Below are 19,670 nucleotides of genomic sequence, written 5' to 3' on the forward strand. Positions count from 1 at the left end.
TGGCTGAGTCCGTGCCGCCACAGCGGATAGGCGGCTCCCGGCTTACAGGGTTTCTACCCGGCTGGTGCGCTGGCCGTCACGGCTGACTGCACGGATCGCGACCTCACCGCTGACCTGGGGCGGCTGGCTGGCGTCGTAGCGCTGCCAGCTCGCCCCGTTATCCAGACTGTACTCCAGCGCGACACCCGGTAACGCCGCGTTCATGGAGAGCACGCCAGCCACCACTTTTGCCCCAGGCACCGGCAGGCGATAGGCGATGCCAGCCTTATCCAGCTTCGCCAGCTCGCGCTGGCCCAGCAGGTTGGCGAATCGCTGCCAGTCACGCAGGCGCGCCTGCTGGTCGACATGGTGGGTCACGCCGCCGCTGAACTCCCGGCCTGCCCGGTAATCCAGCTCCCAGCTGGCGCGGTGCCAGCTGCGTTCGGCGACCGCCAGCAGCCGGGGGTAGATCATCTGCTCCATCTGGGCGTCGGTGCGCACGGTTTCACTCCAGAGCTGGGCCGATATGCCGTAAGCGCCGCCCCAGACCTTGTCTGATTTGGCGCTGAAGTTTTTGCCATCGCGATCCACCGAGGTTTCGGCATTCTGCGGCAGGTTATCGGGGGCGAAGCCAAATATTTTGCGTTCATCATTGAAGCGGGTGCCCCAGTAGTAGCCGCGCTCCAGCGGGTTAACCTCCGACGGGAAATCGAGATAGAGGTAGTCGGGGCTGGAGATCACCACATCGTAGCCTTTCTGCGTCCAGTCGCTGGCGCTGTCAAACCCGCCCCAGTAGAGGGTGTCCCAGAAATTGACTCCGACCCGTGGCGTGGCGAAAGCCTGCGCATCTTTTGCCTCTTTTAACCCATCCTGCCATGCCTGCATTTTGTGGATGCCATGCTGGTGGACAATCTCACTTACCTTCAGGGCAAAATAGCTCGGCAGATGCGACAGATCCTGCACCTTGCCGCTCTTCACCAGCGCCTGACAGACCTGTGATTTCGACCAGGGCTGATCCTCTTTACGCCAGTCGCGCAGCCCGGTGCCCGGTTTCGGATCGCGCAGGTCTGAGTAGCCCGCCCCCAGACGAATATTTTTTGCCTCGTCGCCGCCAAAATGCCAGATCGTCAGCGGCTGTCCCGCCTCCTGATGCATCGCCTGGATCTCACTGATTACCTTGTCGACAAAACGCGGTGCGCTTTCAATGCAGGGATTGAGATAGCTGGTGCGGTCATAGAGCTGGACCGAGGTAGTGTTCGAATCGTCGGTGGGATCGAGCAGGCGATAGCGATTCGCCTCATCCGGCTGGCCCGCCTGCATCAGGCGCTGATAGCGCGCCTCCATCGAGATCACCGCCGCACGCGCATGCGCTGGCATGTCGATTTCCGGCACCACCGTAATGTGACGGGCCTGGGCGTATTTCACTATCTCAATGTAGTCGGCCCGACTAAAGTAGCCGCTGCCGTTGTTGTCGCTGAACGGGCCGGAACCGAGCTGCGGCAGCAGACAGCGCTGTTCGGTCAGATCGTGGCAGCGCTTGCCGCCGACTCCGGTGAGTTCCGGTAAGCCCGGAATTTCAATCCGCCACCCTTCATCATCGCTGAGGTGGAAGTGAAAGCGGTTCATTTTCCAGGCGGCCATCTGGTCGAGCAGCCGGAATATCGCCTGTTTACTGTGGAAATTGCGGGCGACATCGAGAAAGGCACCGCGCCAGGCGAAGCGGGGCGCATCATGCGCCTCCAGCGTAGCGATACGTGGCGTTCCCTCTGCCGGTACCAGTGAGAGAAGCGACATCAGACCATAAAAGGCTCCGGCGGCATCGTAGCCGACGACCTTAGCGCCGCGGGTGGTAATGTCGAGATCGTACGCCCCGGGGAGCGCCCGCTTGCCGTTGAAGCGGCCTGGCCGCACCTCTGTGGTGATGGCATAGCCGCCAGGCTGCTGTGGCAGGCCGAGCAGGGTCAGACGCTGCTGCACCGCGTCACGGCTGGCGTCAGTCAGCCCGCTAAGCGACAGCGTCACGCCGCGGCTGAGGTCGGCATCATGCGGGCGAAGTTTCACCTCCAGCGGCGTCGGCAGGATCTGGCCGCGCAGTGCGGAGGCGGGCAGGGTGGCGACATCGCTGTTCTTGTCAAAACGGCTGACGGGCTGCATCAGGATGTTCTGATCGTCGGCGCTGCGCCGCCAGTTATCTCCCAGCGGCAGCACAAACCGGGTGAGATCTTCGTGATCGGTCGCGGCGATAATCTGCGGCGCGGCCTCTCCGGCGGTGACATACCAGCGCGGCATCACATCGGTGATAAACAGCTGCCAGTATTCGTTGATAATCGGGATCTCTACCGATTCACCCGCGCCGATACCGGTGAACTCTTCAGTCGGCTCCAGCCGGGTTAAGTCGCCGACCACGTGCGTCATCTTAAACTGATCGTTATCCACGCGCAGCGTCTGGTGGACATTGCTCATGTAGATCGCCCAGTGTCTGTCGGTCAGCGCCGGACCGTGGTTGGTCAGGGTAATGGTGGCGCGGTTACAGGCGGCATAGTCGGCGCCTGTCGCGGCGCAGTCGACGCCGTGCAGCGCGGCCTGATTGTCGGTGACCTGATAGGTGACGCCGAACTGACTGATTTGATCGACCAGCTGCTGATCGGAGAGGCTGGCGTGGCTTGACAGGGCAGCGCCCAGTAAGCTGAGCGCTATAAGGCTTAATCGTGACATAGTGTTCATCCTTGCTGCTGAAGAGATTTTCGGGGCCGCGTCACGGCGTCAGAACAGAGTAAAGGGCGCAATGACCATAAATTTAATGTCCTTCTCATCCTGAAAAATGTTGCCGTAGCCGCCGCTGTAGCTGGGCAGATTGCTGTGATTGTCGTAGCGGGTGTAGTGCAGTTTGAACAGGGTATCTTTGGCGCGACCCTGCTGGATTTGATAGGCCAGATCGAGGTTCCAGGCGGACTCTTTCAGCCGCTGACTCTGGTCAACGGTAGGGAGCGTGGCGGGTTTCGCATCCCAGCCCCAGACGTAAGAGGCGCCCACTTTCCATCCCGCCAGCTGCCACGGCGATAAGTCGAGCATGGCACCGGCAAAAACCGCTTTCTCGCCATTGGCGTTCCAGTCAGAGCGGGCATCCCACCAGATATCGAGTCGTCCATTGGAGCTGGCGTAGCCTGGCGTCATGCGTTGCAGAAAGAAGCCCTGGTTGCCTTCCGCTTTGACCCAGGTTCCCTCCAGCCGCAGATCAACCGGTCCGCGGGTGTAGCCGAAAGTCAGCGCCTGTAACCAGGCCAGGCCATCGTAGACATCGCGCGCATTGCTGGCACCCCCGGTGACGTTGTCGTGCGCGCCGTAAAACTGATAGCTGGTACGCAGCCCTTCACCGTCCGCGCGGGCTGACCAGGCGGCTTTAGCGAAATATTGGTCCATATAACTGGCGGCCTGACCAAAAGCGCCTTCAAGCACCAGATTATTTTTAAAGTCATATTTCATGCCGAAGGAGTGCAGGTAGCGGATATGGGTTTCGCCGTCGGCCTGGCGGAAACGATAGAGATCACGATACCAGGGCGCTTTATATCGATCACTCCACAGCCAGGAAAAAGATAATGCACCGGCCTGGTCAAAATCATAAAGCGCGCCCACTTCGGCTCCGCGATAAGTGCCTGGCAGAAAACTCCAGTGCGAGGCAATTAAAGTCTGACCGCTGGGCTGAATATATCCGGCCCGCAACCAGTAATCGCTGTATTTCATTTTCAGCGCCGCTTTATAGATTGCGGCACCGCTGGCGTCACCATTCCATTTTTCATCCCAGCGGGTGCGTGCCTTGCTGAAGCCTATTTCATTAGGGGCGGCCGGCCCGCTATGGGCGAGTTCAGCCGCGCCAAACAGCGCGACATCCAGACCAATCCACTCGGCGGCATAGCCTGACTGATAATCGAGATTACTGTTAAGCGTGGCGTGATGCAGATTGGCGTGATATTTCCCTGACTGACCATTTGCCGGGTCAGTTTCTTTTCTGTCGCGCTGGCGTTGCCAGTAAAATATATTGCCGCTAAGCGTTGAGTCGTCGATAAAGCCAGCCGCATAAGCGGGCGATAAATTAAGTGCCGACGGCACGGATGTCAGCGTGATGATTTCCAGTAACGTTAACGCATAATTAATGCGACGCATACCACTCCTCCCTGAATGAATTGCGCAAATGACTGCTCCGAATTTTTCTGCTGCTAATCTATTTTTCGCGACGCGAATTATCAATCTGCAACGCGATCATTTGTGAGAGGTTACGCAGAACCTGAGCGTGAATAATTAAGAGATGGCAGTTTGGGAAAGTAGATGAATTGTTTTTGGGAGAGATGTTATCTGATGTGGGGTGGGTTGTTGTAAAGGATGGTGAGCTGTAACCCGCTGTGGCCCGCCTGCTCCGGGAAGCAGGCGGGAAGATGACAGCGCGGTCAGGCTTAAATCTGCTTCACCGCCCATCCCTTCTGTTTACTGGTTTTGCCAATCCCCGGATTAAAACTGTTGGTGGGATCGAGCTGGCGATAAAACGCCGCCAGCTGCGGTTTCGCCTGGTAGAGATGGCCGACATTGTGCTCCGCGGGATACTCCGCGCCCCGCGCCTGCAAAATCACCAGCATCTCCGCTTTCAACGCATGCACATCGACCCCTTTCCTGACGATGTAATCCTGATGAAAGACATGACAGAAGAAGTGTCCATAGTAGAGACGGTGGCTCAGCGACGCCTGAAGAGCGTCAGGCAGGGTTTCAAACCAGTCGGGATCGTTGCGGCGCAGCGCAATATCCAGCGCCAGAATATCCTCGACCTCATCGGCGTGAACCGCGTGATAGCGCACGGCCGCGCCCGCCGCCGCGAAGCGATGCAGAAAGGCGTGTGCGCCCTCTTTTCCTTCACACTCGAAGAATTCACCGCCGCCTTCGCGGAAGTAGTCGCGCAGATAGTCACGCGCTTCCGCGACGCCCTCACCGGACATCTTCAGCATCAGATGGTGTTCATATTTGTCGCGGTACTGCTTCATCCGTTTGGGCAGATGCGCCGGAAACAACCGGCTCAGGCGCTGTAACAGCCGATCGCTGAAGTGCGGTTTAACAAAGGAGAGCTTGCCGAGCCAGGCATCTATCCGCCCCTTCAGGGTGAAAAACAGCGGCATCCTGTCGGTGCCGAGTTTGTCGATCATCAGGAAGGTATCTTTACCGTAAACCTCCGCGATGTCGTAGATGTCGCGATGCATATATTCACCGGCCACCGGCAGATGGTTGAAATGCGCCAGGATGTGGCGGCGCAGATCGCTCAGCACCGCGGGATCGTTGGTGCCGATATAGAACACCTGCTGTTGCGGTTCGCTGGCAAAGGTATCGAGCCGGACGGCAAACACCGCCAGCTTACCGGCACAGCCGGAGGCCTCAAACAGACGGCGCGCATCGGCGTTATAGCGGGCGGGCGTATCCGCGTCCACGTCGCGAACCCGATCGGCATATTCATGGTCGGAGGCGTGACGGCCATCGTGCTGCACATCGTCTGGCTGCCAGCGATCGTCATCCAGCCGTCCCAGAATCTCTTCCGGCGACGCGCCCAGATCGATACCGAGATGGTTGACCAGCTTCAGTTTGCCCTGCGCATCGATCTGCGCATACAGCGCCATCTCACTGTAGGCCGGACCGCGCTTAATCAGCGATCCACCAGAGTTGTTACAGACGCCGCCCAGCACCGAGGCACCAATACATGAGGAGCCAATCACCGAGTGCGGCTCCCGTCCCAGCGGCTTCAGCACTTTCTCCAGCTGATAGAGCGTGCTGCCAGGAAACGCCAGTACCTGCCTGCCCTGATCGATCAGCTGGAGCTTATCCAGCCGCCGGGTGCTGATGATCACCAGCGGGCGATCGTAATCGCTGCCGTGCGGCGTCGAGCCTTCGGTCAGGCCGGTATTCGCCGCCTGCATCAGAATAATGACATCGGCGCTGACCAGCGTTTGCAGTACCCGCCATAATTCCAGCAGCGTACCGGGAAACACCACCGCCAGCGCGTCACCTTCGCCGGAGCGAAAGCCTTTACGGTAGCGGGCGGTCTGTTCAGGTTCAGTCAGCAGATGGGTGGGGCCGACCAGGCGGCGTAAATCAGAAAGCAGGGCAGAGGTCTGTGTCATGGGCAATTCCCTTGTCTTGTCAATGCGCCCTAACTGTAGCACGTCAACGCACAGCAACGCAGTGTGACACAGTCACGCTACCTGCTATTCTCATCTTGTGGCACACTGCCGCCTGTTAATACGATATTGCGCAGTTACTTAAGAGAACCCAAACTGATGAAATGGATTTACTCTGTTAGTCTCGCTGTCTCCCTTGCAATGCAACCGGCATTGGCGGAGTCAGTGTCAGGTAACCACCCGATGACCGAACAGGCGCGGGATGCCTTCGTTAACCAACTGCTTAAAAAAATGACGCTGGACGAGAAGATCGGCCAGCTGCGTTTAATCAGTGTCGGACCGGATAATCCGAAAGAAGCCATTCGCGATATGATCCAGAAAAGTCAGGTCGGCGCGATTTTTAACACCGTGACCCGTCAGGATATTCGCGCCATGCAGGATCAGGCGATGCAGCTCAGCCGCCTGAAGATCCCACTGTTTTTTGCGTTTGACGTGATCCACGGCCAGCGCACCATTTTTCCGATCCCCCTGGGCCTGGCAGCCAGCTGGGATCTGGATGCGGTGAAGGAAGTGGGACGGGTTTCCGCCTATGAAGCGGCTGACGATGGTCTGAATATGACCTGGGCACCGATGGTGGATGTCAGCCGTGAACCGCGCTGGGGTCGTGGCTCCGAAGGCTTTGGCGAAGACACTTACCTCACCGGCGAGATGGGTCGCAGCATGGTGCAGGCGATGCAGGGCAAAAGCGCTGCCGATCGTTACCACATCATGACCAGCGTCAAGCACTTCGCGCTCTATGGCGCGGTAGAGGGCGGACGCGATTACAACACCGTCGACATGAGCCCGCAGCGTATGTTCCAGGATTATCTGCCGCCCTATAAGGCGTCACTGGATGCCGGCAGCGGCGGCGTAATGGTGTCGCTCAACTCCATTAATGGCGTACCGGCCACCGCCGATAGCTGGCTGCTGAAAGATCTGCTGCGCGATAAGTGGAAATTCAAAGGCATCACCATCAGCGATCACGGCGCGATTAAAGAGCTGATCAAACATGGCGTCGCCAGCGATCCGCAGGATGCGGTGCGTATCGCGCTGAAGTCAGGCGTCGATATGAGCATGAGCGACGAATATTACAGCAAATACCTGCCCGATCTGGTGAAGAGCGGCCAGGTCAGCATGGCTGAAATCGATGACGCGGCACGCCACGTGCTCAACGTTAAATATGACATGGGCCTGTTTAACGATCCCTACAGCCATCTCGGTCCGAAAGAGAGCGATCCGCAGGATACCAACGCGGAAAGCCGCCTGCACCGGGCGGAAGCGCGCGATGTGGCACGTAAAAGTATCGTACTGCTGAAAAACCGGCTGGAAACGCTGCCGCTGAAAAAATCGGGCACCATCGCCCTGATTGGTCCGCTGGCCGACAGTCAGCGCGACATCATGGGCAGCTGGTCCGCGGCGGGTGTGGCGAAGCAATCGGTCACTCTGCTTCAGGGGATGCGCAATGCCACCGAGGGCAAAGCGACAGTGCTGTATGAGAAAGGGGCCAACGTTTCCGACAACAAAGGGATTCAGGACTTCCTCAATCTCTATGAGCAGGCGGTATCGGTCGATCCACGCTCACCGCAGCAGCTGATCGATGACGCCGTGGCGAAAGCGAAACAGGCTGATGTGGTAGTGGCCGCCGTCGGCGAAGCGCAGGGGATGGCGCACGAAGCCTCCAGCCGCAGCGACCTGGTGATCCCACCGAGCCAGCAGAAGCTGTTAGCCGCACTGAAAGCCACCGGTAAGCCGCTGGTGATTGTGCTGATGAACGGTCGTCCGCTGGCGGTGGTAAATGAAGATCGCATGGCCGACGCAATGCTGGAAACCTGGTTCAGCGGCACTGAAGGCGGTAACGCGATTGCCGATGTGCTGTTTGGTGACTATAACCCGTCGGGCAAACTGCCGGTCTCCTTCCCGCGTTCGGTGGGTCAGATTCCGATCTACTACAACCATCTGCCAACCGGTCGTCCTTACAACTTCGCGAAGCCGAACAAGTACACGTCGCACTACTACGACGCGGTTAACGGTCCGCTCTATCCGTTTGGTTACGGCCTGAGTTACACCACGTTCACTGTATCGCCGGTAAAACTTTCGTCGCCCACCATGCCGCGTAACGGCACGGTTGAGGCCAGCGTCACCGTCACCAACAGCGGACAGCGCGACGGTGCGACCGTGGTGCAGATGTACCTGAACGATCCGGTCGCTTCCATCAGCCGTCCGGTGCAGGAGCTGCGTGGCTTTAAGCGCATTATGTTGAAAGCGGGCGAGTCGCAGACCGTGACCTTTAAAATCGACGTGGATGCCCTGAAGTTCTGGAACCAGCAGATGCAGCATGTGGCAGAGCCCGGCAAGTTCAACGTGATGATTGGGCTTGATTCGGTCCGTACTCAGGATGCACAGTTTAATTATCTCTAACCGCCACTCTCTCCCCTGAATGCAGGGGAGGGTGATGCGCCGCGCTGTCAGCGTCCTGCTGCGGCGCGGCGCATCATATTCACTATCAGAGCCGCTATGATCAATCTGCGTGACCGCATTCAGCAGCAGGTCTTCCGCCTTAATGGCCTGTCTATGAATGAATTTGACCTCTCTCAGCCGCCCGGCGATCCCGGCCTGTTTGGCCCGGACAGCGTGATCTGGCGGGTACACGGTGACTTCACCTCAATGATGTGCGGCGGGATCAGCGCGCTGCTGCTCCAGATGCTGCATCCGGCGGCGCTGGCGGGCGTCTGGGATCACTCCAATTTCCGCCAGGATATGATGGGTCGCCTGCGGCGTACCAGTCAGTTCATCGCCGTGACCACCTACGGCAACCGTGAAGATGCGCAGACGCTGATTGACCGCGTGAAGCGTATTCACCTTAAAGTCAGCGGTGTGGACAGTGAAGGTAAACCCTATGCCGCCAGCGATCCGCATCTGCTGACCTGGGTGCATGTGGCGGAGACCAGCCGGTTTCTCGCCGCCCATCTGCGTTACAAAAACCCCCGGCTCAGCCGCGCCGAACAGGATCAGTACTATCAGGAAGCGGCGCTGATTGCCGAAGCGCTGGGGGCGGAGCAGGTGCCGAAAAGCGTGACCGAAGTCGCGGCCTATCTGCAACGGATGCGGGCCGAACTGCGCTTTGATCAGCGTACCGCCGAAGTGACGCGCCTGCTGATGAATGCGCCCGCACCGAGCTGGCAGGCGAAACCGGTAATGAAGGTGATGCTGAAGTCGGGATTCGGGCTGATGCCAGACTGGGCGCAGGCGATGTCGGGCGGGGCGATGGGCCGCTGGCAGCAGGCGGTGATTGATCAACAGATTAATACCATCGCCGTTGGCTTACGCTGGTCGATTCAGCGCGGGGCCTGGTATCGGGCGATGGTGAGGATGGGGAGGAAGGTAGGGTGAGGGTGTTCATCCGCGGGTAAAAGCCCTTGCCGCCAGGCGCGGACGCGGATGAACAGAGCCGCAGTATAAATCGATGCGGCGTTATATTTTCTCCTGATTGACGCGGGCTGAAAGCGCCTGATGACTCTCTTTTCGTTCACTGTAGCGATCGGCCAGATAATCGGTTTGCCCCCTGAGCAGCAGGGTGATTTTAAACAGTTCTTCAGCGACATCGACAATACGATCGTACCAGGAAGAGGGTTTCATCCGTCCGCTCTCATCAAATTCCTGCCAGGCTTTTGCCACTGAAGATTGATTGGGAATAGTGAACATCCGCATCCAGCGCCCCAGAATACGCATCTGGTTCACCGCGTTAAAGGATTGCGACCCGCCACAGACCTGCATCACCGCCAGCGTTTTGCCCTGAGTCGGGCGAACCGCACCTTCACTCAGTGGTATCCAGTCTATCTGCGCTTTCATAATTGCACTCATTGCGCCATGCCGCTCCGGCGAGCTCCACACCATCCCGTCACACCATCTGACCAGACCGCGCAGCTCGGCGACTTTAGGGTGGGTAGCCGGGGCGTCGTCCGGCAGAGGCAAACCCGAGGGGTTAAACAGTCTTACCTCTGCACCCATCGCCGTCAGCAGACGGCCAGCCTCCTGCGCGGCAAAGCGACTGTAGGAGCGCTCTCTTACTGAGCCATAGAGGATCAGAATTCGTGGCGGTGTTTGCAAAGAGAGACGCTGACCGATGTGCTGGTCAAAACATTCAGCGTCCAGGGCTGGGAATTGCTCCATTTTTTCCTCCGAAACAGGCGGATAACTTTCAATTTAACAAATATGATTTAACATATGTGTATTCTAAAAGGAATGGGGTAAAAAATGCGACAACCTGTTCAGCTTTTCAAAGTGCTGTCGGATGAAACCCGGCTCGCTATTGTCATGTTACTCCGCGAGGCTGGTGAACTCTGCGTCTGTGATCTTTGCGCAGCCACCGCTGCTTCACAGCCTAAAATATCGCGTCACATGGCGATTTTACGCCAATCTGGCCTGGTGCTGGATCGTCGGGAAGGCAAATGGATCTACTATCGGCTGTCACCCCACATGCCAGCCTGGGCCGCTGAAACCATCACCACTTCCTGGCAGTGTCTGCGGGAGGAGGTGCGGACATGGCTGAAAAAGGCCGCCAGCACCGTCTGCTGAAACGTCTGATATATTCGTAAAAACATATGTAAAGGGGGCGGGAATGCTTTTGGCTGGCGCTATTTTTCTTTTAACTCTGATACTGGTGATCTGGCAACCCGGAGGCCTCAGTATCGGCTGGAGCGCTACTATCGGGGCCGTGCTGGCGCTGAGTAGCGGCGTGATTCATATCGGCGATATTCCTGTCGTCTGGGACATGGTCTGGAATGCGACGACCGCCTTTATTGCGGTGATCATTATCAGCCTGCTGCTCGATGAGTCAGGTTTCTTTGAATGGGCCGCGCTACATGTCTCACGCTGGGGTAATGGACGTGGACGCCTGCTGTTTAGCTGGATAGTTCTGCTCGGTGCCGCGGTCGCTGCGCTCTTTGCTAACGACGGCGCTGCGCTGATTCTGACACCGATTGTGATTTCGATGTTGCTGGCGCTGGGGTTCAGCCGGGAGACAACGCTGGCCTTTGTCATGGCGGCGGGTTTTATTGCCGATACCGCCAGTCTGCCATTGATCGTCTCTAACCTGGTGAATATCGTCTCGGCTGATTTCTTCCATCTGAGCTTCAGGCAGTATGCGTCTGTGATGGTTCCGGTGAATATGGCTGCTATTGCAGCCACGCTGTTGATGCTGCATCTGTTCTTCCGCCGGGATATTCCGGCGAGGTATGACGTCGCGCGGCTGAGCGAGCCTGCCAGTGCGATAAAGGATCCGGCAACCTTCCGGGCTGGCTGGATTGTCCTGTTGCTGCTGCTTATCGGTTTTTTCATACTGGAACCACTGGGGGTCCCTGTCAGCGCCATAGCCGCGGCGGGCGCCGTTTTATTGCTGGCGGTAGCGAAAAGAGGTCAGGTGATTAACACCGGAAAGGTGTTGCGTGGCGCGCCCTGGCAGATCGTTATTTTCTCGCTGGGCATGTATCTGACGGTCTATGGCCTGCGTAATGCTGGTCTCACTCATTATCTGTCAGAGGTGCTGAATCTGCTGGCAGATAAAGGCGTATGGGCAGCGGCGTTCGGCACCGGCTTCCTTACCGCTTTTATGTCATCGGTGATGAACAACATGCCGACGGTACTGATTGGCGCATTGTCGATTGATGGCAGCCATGCGACCGGCGTGGTCAGAGAAGCGATGATCTATGCCAATGTGATTGGCTGCGATTTAGGGCCGAAAATCACGCCGATTGGCAGCCTGGCAACCCTGCTGTGGCTGCATGTCATTGCCCGGAAAAACATGACCGTCAGCTGGGGATATTACTTCCGTACCGGCATTATCATGACTCTGCCCGTACTGTTTGTCACTCTGGCCGCGCTGGCATGGCGGCTGACTGCCACTTTGTAATGAGAGACTGAGATGAACAACATTACTATTTATCACAACCCGGCCTGCGGCACCTCGCGTAACACGCTGGAGATGATCCGTAACAGCGGTCATGAACCTGACATTATTTATTATCTTGATACTCCTCCCGCCCGTGAAGAACTGAAAAAATTAATTGCTGCTATGGGCATTTCAGTGCGGGCGTTGCTGCGCAGGAACGTTGAGCCTTATGAGCTGTTAGGGCTGGCTGACGACAGGTTCACGGATGAGCAGTTGATCGATCATATGCTCGAGCATCCGCTCCTGATTAATCGTCCGATAGTGGTGACACCGCTTGGCACACGCCTTTGTCGTCCTTCAGAAGTCGTGCTGGATATTCTGCCAGAACAGCAGAAAGGCGCTTTTACAAAAGAGGATGGGGAAAGAGTGACAGATGAAACAGGAAGGCGGGTGAAGGAGTAGGCCACTCGCTGCGGATTAGTTGCTCCAGGTTCGGGCATTCCAGGCGGATGCCCATTTCTCATTGATAGTCGGCTCCAGGCGGACGAGTCATTCAGCCTGCATATTTACTCGTGATGCCGTGACTCAAACCAGGGCGTAATCAGCATATGCGGAACTGCAAGCGCAGCCAGCGCCGCAAACAGGGACTGAATACCTGTTTTATCAGCGGGCAGCATCATAAAGGTGGTTACCGCTGCCAGCATGATGGCAGCGGTCAGTACTGGCCAGGTGGCATGCAGATAACCGATGTAACCTGTGCAGCCCAGCCGATCGCGCCGCTGCCGGGTTTGTGGCAGCGCATGCATGATTAAGAATCCCATGGAAAAGCCCACGAAAGCCGGAAGGAGCAGCAATGCCAGCATTCCGCCTGTGAGTCGCAGGTCGTGACGGATAACACCGGCGATGATCAGGCTGATAGCACAGACGCCTCCGGCGACGGCGATAGCCAAAGCGGCAGCGTCGGGCAGCGCGGAGAACAGCCCTGCCTGGTGCAGAATCGTTCTGAACTCACTCAGATGCAGGGTGGCAGGGGCCGCTATCATGCTAACACCGCGCGCCAGACGCTCGGCAAGGTGTCCCTGTGGTGCGTCTTCAACAGCAAAGTGTATAGCTGACGCCAGCAAAAAGCCGGGCAGCGCCAGGGTCGGATCGCAGTGCCACCAGATCAGGCATACGATAATCACCAGCCCATAAGATGTAAGAAACGGCAACTGACGCTCGCGCTTCACCACCTCCAGATCGCTGGCACCATGTGCCATACCGATAATGCCAATCGCCACTATCGCGAATAGCAACTGTACGCGAAGCGGACTAAATGAGGCAGCAAGCGCTGCCCCCCATAATCCTGTCCATCCGACGCGCTGTCGCGGGATCATCTGCTGACGGCACCCACACGTGGGGTGTGAGAGAGGGCTTTTTCGAGATTAGCCGCGGCGTAAAACGCATAGAAAACTTTGGCAATAACATCCAGAATTAAAAATGCCCAGATCGTTACCGGATCGGTGATGATTTTCAATCCTTCAGGGCCGACGAGAAACACAATCGGATAGATGAACCAGACGACGGTCAGCAATGCCACATTCCTGTTATAAGCACCAGCCAGCGCGTTGCCACGCTCTGCTGCTATCGTGCGTAGCGGGCCCCATAGCAGGTAAACCACCCCCAGAAACGCTGCACAGGACCAGAGATACCAGACCCATTTTGCGGTCACGCTTTCAGCCAGTGACGACACCAGACCGGTGATAATCATCATCACATCCAGCACGATAATAGCGGTCAGAAAACCGCCCATTTCACCCGGTTTACTGTTTTCACTAAACGCCAGCATCACCAGCCCGGCCAGCAAAATAGGGGTAGTGATTGACCAGTCAGCATAACGTGCCAGATAGACTGTAACGCCATTATTCAGTATCAGATTGCCAAACCCAAACGCCATGGCCAGATAAGCCGTAGCGGCAATAAAAGGGACTGATGCGTGCATCAGCGTATGGTGGCGGGCGGGGAATTTTTTGCCACCCGTGGCGTAAATAACCAGTGACGCAATGGCCATGATCGAAAACCCGATCATAAATGCGGTTCTATCCATATTCATTTCTCCTGAGCTGAGACATCATTCATGCGCCCGCTGGGCTGCCATTATGTCAATTTTGTTAATGATGAGTATATTCCTGTAAAGAATATGCTTTCAGTATATGGCGGGATTTCTCGTCTGCCAGGAATAAAATTCAGATACCCTTTTCAGAATTAAGCCGCACAAAATAGAATTATTTTCTTAACTCTGACGCTGAGTAATTAATCTCAGGAGTGTAAAGATATGTTTCTCCAGGTTTCTTTTCTTTCAGCGGCAGGCTTTTATAAGGTAAATAAAATTATTTTAATAATAATGAAATCAATGGATTAAATTCATATCCTGCTGGGTGAATCTCCTGGTGACCTATCTGAAAAGCGCAAAAAATATATTTCGGTGTGGAAAAATAAATAAGCTGCGCTATGGCGGGGCAAAGTCATTACGCCCCAGGCGTAGGGCTCTTTTTCCCAAAGAAATAACAGGGAAATAACCTTGCCTCGCTAAAAGCTGATTCTGATCGATATTTCAACTCTTCACGGTTAGCTGTTCCCAGGAAAGGTCGTGTCAGCGTCGCCCGACCCGCTGCTTAAGGAGCCGACAGCCGGGCGATCTGAGCCGAAACGGCATCACGATGGCGGCGTAATTCCTGTCGCTCCGATCGACTTTGAGACTATTACCCTTGCCTCAGCGTGCGCCAGCCAGGATCCTGCTCTATTCTCGGGGAAAATGGATTCCTCCAGGCTTTGTCGAGGCACTATGACGTACAAATCCCTGATTGCTGAAGTCCACAATCAGCAGCGCACCCTGACCGCGATTGTCGAGCAGGATGCGCGCACTGCCTATTTTTACATCTGGCCGACCGACCTGTTCCGCAGTCAGTATGCGGTGCGGGGCTGCTGGCTACGCAACCTGCTGCCCGCGCCGGTGCAGGAAGATCGCGCGGCGATGGAGCAGGGCATTGCGCCGCTGCTCAGCGCGGAGTATTGCCGTAACCTCGAAGCGGAGCCTGAGCTTGATCCTGCCGGGCTGCAAATCCTGTGGGAACCGAGCGATGATGGCGCGGCGCTCTGGTATTACGGCCAGCTGCTGGCGGTGATCCCCGGCTGGAGTCTCTATCAGGATAAACAGGTCAGCTTCTCTGCCGGCTGCATCAAGAAAAACCGGCTGACAGCGCCGCTTGGCTCGGCGTCGACCAATGATTACTATGCGCGCGCGGAGCACCAGCGGCAGTTCTGGCGTGAATGGCACGACGGCAGCGAGTGGGATAAGGTCCAGCAGGATCTGATGGCCTGCTATCAGGCCCGCTTTGGCGAGTCGGTGAAATATTACGCCATCGATCAGGGCAGCTGGCCGCCGATGGCGATTTCTCAGCACTGGCATCAGGGCGTCTGGTACTTCCTGACGATCGGTATGAGCATCCGTCCGATGCCGCAGGTCGATTATCTGTTTGATGAGCTGGCACCGCAGTATCGGCGCATCGAACTGGGAATGGCGGTTGACGGTGAGGTGATGACCGAAGGCAATGCGGTGCAGATGGCCAGCGCGCTGGCGGAGTTCGTTCATCTGCCGTGGGCGCGCCTCACCTGGCTGGGCGAAGGCCATACGCTGGCGTCCGAAGTGGCACCGGTGGGCTTTGAAAGTTTCCTGCTGGCCAGCGAACTGGCAACAGAGCAGGCGCAGCTCAAGCTGCCAAAGCGCGATGGCGATCGTCCGACGCTGCTGTGGACCACGCCGGTAACAGAAGCGGAGCGGCAATTTGCGCAGGCCGATGAGCATGGCGGCCAGCGTTTACGTGAGTTGTTAACCGCCGGAGGCAACAGCCATATTTTCCGTCCGCGCCAGCAGGTGGTTGATACAGAAGAGTAGTTTTGCCGTCGCGCACCGCTTCGCGGCATCGTCATGGCGGTGATAGTTCCCTTGCGGAACTAAATTTTTACATAAATTATACATTTATCAAATATGTGATCTTTATCCTCTCAAGTTCCTCTTAACCACGCCGTTAACCCGGATCAGGCAATCGCGCCGCACCAGGTTCAGGGGAACAAAGATGTTTAAAACAACACAATCCCGCTTTACCGCAACATTGATAGCGTTCTTTGTTGCGCTTTTACTCGTGACTGTCTGGGTCATTAACCAGTTTGTCGCGCCACAACTGGTTGACAGCGAGAGCCGACTGGTTCGGTATCAGGTGGATTCGCTGGCCTCCGGCATTGTTGAACAGATGAACCGGGTTCAGGCCCAGCAGCGCGCCATCACCGAAGCCGCCTCGGTGATGGACAGCGCCACCATCGACACCCTGTTGCCGACGCTGGTTAACCAGTATCAGGACAGCAACGTCTTTGGCGGCGGTATCTGGCCACTGCCGAACCGTCGTGATCCCGCCAAAGAGAAAGACAGCAGCTTTTTTGCCCGTAACGCCAGCAATGAACTCCAGGTCAACACCTACTGGAACTCCGACGCCGCGGACAAATACTGGGAGCAGCCCTGGTACAAAGATGGTCTGGCCGCCGCTAAAGGTCAGTGTGCCTGGGCGAAAGCCTATCAGGATGCCGCCAGCCCGCAGCCGCGTACCAACTGTGCCATGGCGATCTACCGCAACGGCTCCGCCTGGGGCGTGGCCACTATCGACGTGACCCTGGGATTCTTTAACCAGCTGGCGAAGCAGATGGGCGAGGCCATTCATGGCAACGTACTGATCGTGGAGGCCGACGGCAAAGTGGTCGGCAATGGTGCGCTGGTTAACGCCGCACCGAAGCTGGAGAACCTGGCGGATCTGCAAACGCCGATGGCGGCCCCGCTGAAGGCGTTGCTGAGCAGCGCAGGCAGCCAGCCGCAGCAAACTACCTATGACAGCGGTGACGGTGAGCAGACGCTGTTGTTGCAGGCGATCCCCGGCAGCCCGTGGTATCTCGCCAGCAGCCTGCCAACCAGCCTGCTGAAAGCGCAGTCACACAACATGCTGACCCGCCTCGGGCTGGTCCAGATCCCACTGGCGGTGATCCTGCTGCTGGTGTCGCTGAGCTTTGTCCGCGCCATGATGAAGCGCCTTAAGCTGCTCAACAGCAACATTGAAGCGCTGTCGACCGGCGGTGCGGATCTGACTCAACGTCTGCCTGCCAGCAACAGCCCGGAATTCAACGCGGTGGCGCAGAGCTTTAACCAGTTTATCAGCTACCTGCAAGGGTTGATGCAGCAGGTGGGCGACAGCGCGCTGGCGATCACCGCGGCGTCGCGGGAAATCGCCAGCGGCAACGCCAATCTCTCCTCCCGGACCGAAGATCAGGCCAGTTCGATTGTGGAAACCGCCGCCTCGATGGAGCAGCTGACCGGCACCGTCCGTCAGAACGCCGACAACGCCACCCACGCCAACCAGCTGGCGGGTGACGCTTCACAGGTTGCCGCACGCGGAACTGAAGTGGTGCGTCAGGTGGTCAGCACCATGGGTGAGATTCATCAGTCGTCACGCAAAGTGGTCGATATTATCAGCGTGATCGACAGTATCGCCTTCCAGACCAACATCCTGGCACTGAACGCCGCGGTAGAAGCGGCGCGCGCTGGCGAGCAGGGACGTGGTTTTGCGGTGGTCGCCTCGGAGGTGCGCAACCTGGCGCAGCGTTCCGCCAATTCCGCGCGTGAGATTAAAAAGCTGATTGAAGAGTCGGTAGCGAACATCGATACCGGCAGCGCGCTGGTAGAACAGGCGGGGCAGACGATGGATGAGCTGATGCAGGGCGTCAGCAGCGTCACCACTCTGATGAGTGAAATCATGTCAGCCAGCCGCGAGCAGAGTATGGGCATTGAGCAGGTTAACGTGGCGATTACTCAGCTGGATGGCACCACACAGCAGAACGCCGTGCTGGTGGAGCAGGTTTCTGCCGCTGCGCAGGCGATGGAGGTACAGAGCACCCAGCTTGAGCGGGTGGTTCAGAGCTTCCGACTGTAATACCGCATCAGGCCAGCACCGCTGGCCTGATTTTCTCCGGCGTCATCTTCCTGCCTCAGCCTGTCCGCTGGCAAAAAATCCCTGTTAAGCCGCCCAAATGACCAATCTTGTGCCAGAATAGTTGGGAATAATCTCAAGGAAACGCCATGTCTGCTATTGAAGTTATCCTCGTTGACCACCTCGATCGTCCCACCGGCAAAATGGAAAAGCTGGAAGTGCATGAAAAAGGATTACTGCACCGTGCGGTGACGGTCTACATCTTCAATTCCCGGCAGGAACTGCTGTTACAGCGGCGCGCCAGCGATAAGTATCATTGCGGTGGCTTATGGAGTAATACCTGTTGCGGACATCCCTATCCGCATGAGTCGACCCGCGACGCCGCTGAACGCCGTCTGCGCGAAGAGATGGGGATGGATGTGACGCTCACGCCGGTGTTTGAGCTGAGTTACAACCTGAAGCTGAGCAATGGCCTGACCGAGCATGAATATGGGCATGTTTTTTTTGCCGTCTCCGACACGCTGCCGCAGCTTAATCCACAGGAGGCCGATGCCTGGGATTATCGCCCGATGGCGCTGATTGAACAGCAGATGCAGCAGCAGCCGCAGCAATTTACCCCGTGGTTTTTGCATACGTTCCCGCGTATCCCCGACTATCTTGATGATTTTGCTTTTCCGGCATAAAAACCGGCTTAGTCAGGAAAGAGTATAAAGGTCACCGGTTTACTGCTGGTGACCTTTAACATTTTGGTTTACCTGTGCGGAGGGGGGCTATTATCGCTTTTAATAAAGCTAATGCCGATACCGTGAAAAGATCATGAACGGTACGTCTCCATATTATGTTGCTTTAACGGGTAAACAGTCATCGGTCAGATAGCGCAGGGTCACTTAATAAGAAGTGATTACTGACGTTATGCCTGGCGAACCTGACACAAACACTTCAGCAGGATAATGGGATCCGATGCAATGTGATAAAATCTTCCGCAGTTTGCTGTTAAGGACCAGACAAAATGGTGGCAAAGGTCATACAGGGATTGACTCAATTCAGGGAGTTAGGGTTGCCGGACCTGAGGGAACTGCCTGCCGAATTTCGGCGTGAAAATATTCCTGAAATTGAGCAGGCAAATAGTCTGGAAGATGCCATCGCCTTACTGGAAAGACATATAGGCTTTTTAGATGCCGACATGTTGACTGTTACAAAGATCACGCCGATTGGCACAATCAATATTATGCGTGAAAGCCTTAAACACATTGTAGAAAAGCGCCTTGATGCCCGCGAACGCTATATTCATCTTGCACTCGATACGCTAAAAAATCCCTACGAAGTATGGGAGGCCATGTATGACGACGATCTGATAAGGTATCTCTTTATCGGCACTTACAGCCAAAAACGTCAAATGCTGGTAGTGGTTGCGCCCTGGAAAGGGAGGGTGCTCTGGAATTTTATGCACACTGATGCCAAAAGCCTCAATAAACATCGCCATGGCAAAATAGTGTACAAAAGGCATTAAAAAAGCCGCCATTGTGAAATGGCGGCCTGTGTAGCATTTGAGCCTGTTTATTTTACACCTTCAGGCGGGAGGTGAGAGGTCTCACCCTGACACAGAAT

General features: G+C 56.6%; 15 protein-coding genes. 9 read left to right on the forward strand and 6 right to left on the reverse strand.

The window, feature by feature from the left end; genetic code table 11:
• Nucleotides 1-42: 42 nt before the first annotated feature.
• The 3 genes from ACCW71_RS00290 to dld form a co-directional block, all read right to left on the reverse strand.
• Complete coding sequence (locus tag ACCW71_RS00290; protein WP_436368828.1) at nt 43-2,694, reverse strand: beta-N-acetylhexosaminidase; 2,652 nt, start codon at nt 2,692-2,694, stop codon at nt 43-45.
• A 48-nt stretch (nt 2,695-2,742) separates the two neighbouring features.
• Nucleotides 2,743-4,140 (reverse strand): chitoporin ChiP, encoded by a 1,398-nt coding sequence (gene chiP, locus ACCW71_RS00295; protein WP_436368829.1) that lies wholly within the window; start codon nt 4,138-4,140, stop codon nt 2,743-2,745.
• Nucleotides 4,141-4,427: 287 nt separating this feature from the next.
• Nucleotides 4,428-6,131, reverse strand: coding sequence for a D-lactate dehydrogenase (gene dld / locus ACCW71_RS00300; protein ID WP_436368831.1), 1,704 nt, complete (start codon nt 6,129-6,131; stop codon nt 4,428-4,430).
• Between the two features lie 156 nt (nt 6,132-6,287).
• Between dld and bglX the strand changes: the two genes are divergently transcribed.
• A complete protein-coding gene (gene bglX / locus ACCW71_RS00305) occupies nt 6,288-8,585 on the forward strand; it encodes a beta-glucosidase BglX (protein WP_436368833.1) in 2,298 nt (765 codons plus the stop codon).
• 96 nt (nt 8,586-8,681) lie between these two features.
• Nucleotides 8,682-9,557 carry an oxygenase MpaB family protein gene (locus ACCW71_RS00310; RefSeq protein WP_436368834.1) on the forward strand — a complete coding sequence of 292 codons (876 nt, stop codon included), beginning with the start codon at nt 8,682-8,684 and terminating at the stop codon, nt 9,555-9,557.
• Nucleotides 9,558-9,638: 81 nt separating this feature from the next.
• Here ACCW71_RS00310 and arsH read toward each other — a convergent pair whose 3' ends face one another.
• Complete coding sequence (gene arsH / locus ACCW71_RS00315; RefSeq protein WP_436368836.1) at nt 9,639-10,337, reverse strand: arsenical resistance protein ArsH; 699 nt, start codon at nt 10,335-10,337, stop codon at nt 9,639-9,641.
• Between the two features lie 84 nt (nt 10,338-10,421).
• On the opposite strand from arsH, the gene ACCW71_RS00320 reads away from it, so the two are divergent.
• Genes ACCW71_RS00320 through arsC form a run of 3 tightly spaced genes read left to right on the forward strand, consistent with a single transcriptional unit; the run spans nt 10,422 to nt 12,516 of the window.
• Nucleotides 10,422-10,742: a metalloregulator ArsR/SmtB family transcription factor gene (locus ACCW71_RS00320; protein WP_436368837.1), complete on the forward strand. Its 321-nt coding sequence runs from the start codon at nt 10,422-10,424 to the stop codon at nt 10,740-10,742.
• 43 nt (nt 10,743-10,785) lie between these two features.
• Nucleotides 10,786-12,075, forward strand: coding sequence for an arsenic transporter (locus tag ACCW71_RS00325; protein WP_436368838.1), 1,290 nt, complete (start codon nt 10,786-10,788; stop codon nt 12,073-12,075).
• A 12-nt stretch (nt 12,076-12,087) separates the two neighbouring features.
• Nucleotides 12,088-12,516 carry a glutaredoxin-dependent arsenate reductase gene (gene arsC / locus ACCW71_RS00330; RefSeq protein ID WP_436368839.1) on the forward strand — a complete coding sequence of 143 codons (429 nt, stop codon included), beginning with the start codon at nt 12,088-12,090 and terminating at the stop codon, nt 12,514-12,516.
• Between the two features lie 104 nt (nt 12,517-12,620).
• Here arsC and ACCW71_RS00335 read toward each other — a convergent pair whose 3' ends face one another.
• Both ACCW71_RS00335 and ACCW71_RS00340 read right to left on the reverse strand, forming a co-directional pair.
• Nucleotides 12,621-13,430 carry a Brp/Blh family beta-carotene 15,15'-dioxygenase gene (locus ACCW71_RS00335; protein ID WP_436368840.1) on the reverse strand — a complete coding sequence of 270 codons (810 nt, stop codon included), beginning with the start codon at nt 13,428-13,430 and terminating at the stop codon, nt 12,621-12,623.
• On the reverse strand, nt 13,427-14,140 hold the full coding sequence (locus ACCW71_RS00340) for a bacteriorhodopsin (protein ID WP_436368842.1): 714 nt from the start codon (nt 14,138-14,140) through the stop codon (nt 13,427-13,429). Before ACCW71_RS00340 ends, ACCW71_RS00335 begins: the two co-directional genes overlap by 4 nt.
• Nucleotides 14,141-14,878: 738 nt before the next feature.
• Here ACCW71_RS00340 and ACCW71_RS00345 point away from each other — a divergent pair.
• From ACCW71_RS00345 to ACCW71_RS00360, 4 genes are all read left to right on the forward strand, one after another.
• On the forward strand, nt 14,879-15,988 hold the full coding sequence (locus ACCW71_RS00345) for a suppressor of fused domain protein (protein WP_436368843.1): 1,110 nt from the start codon (nt 14,879-14,881) through the stop codon (nt 15,986-15,988).
• 181 nt (nt 15,989-16,169) lie between these two features.
• Nucleotides 16,170-18,065: a methyl-accepting chemotaxis protein gene (locus ACCW71_RS00350; protein WP_436368845.1), complete on the forward strand. Its 1,896-nt coding sequence runs from the start codon at nt 16,170-16,172 to the stop codon at nt 18,063-18,065.
• A 146-nt stretch (nt 18,066-18,211) separates the two neighbouring features.
• Nucleotides 18,212-18,745, forward strand: a complete 534-nt coding sequence (gene idi / locus ACCW71_RS00355; protein ID WP_436368847.1) for an isopentenyl-diphosphate Delta-isomerase — start codon at nt 18,212-18,214, stop codon at nt 18,743-18,745.
• Nucleotides 18,746-19,071: 326 nt separating this feature from the next.
• Nucleotides 19,072-19,572 (forward strand): PBECR2 nuclease fold domain-containing protein, encoded by a 501-nt coding sequence (locus tag ACCW71_RS00360; protein WP_436368849.1) that lies wholly within the window; start codon nt 19,072-19,074, stop codon nt 19,570-19,572.
• Nucleotides 19,573-19,670 lie beyond the last annotated feature (98 nt).

The organism is Pantoea sp. C2G6 (assembly GCF_051336815.1).
Taxonomy (GTDB): domain Bacteria; phylum Pseudomonadota; class Gammaproteobacteria; order Enterobacterales; family Enterobacteriaceae; genus Pantoea.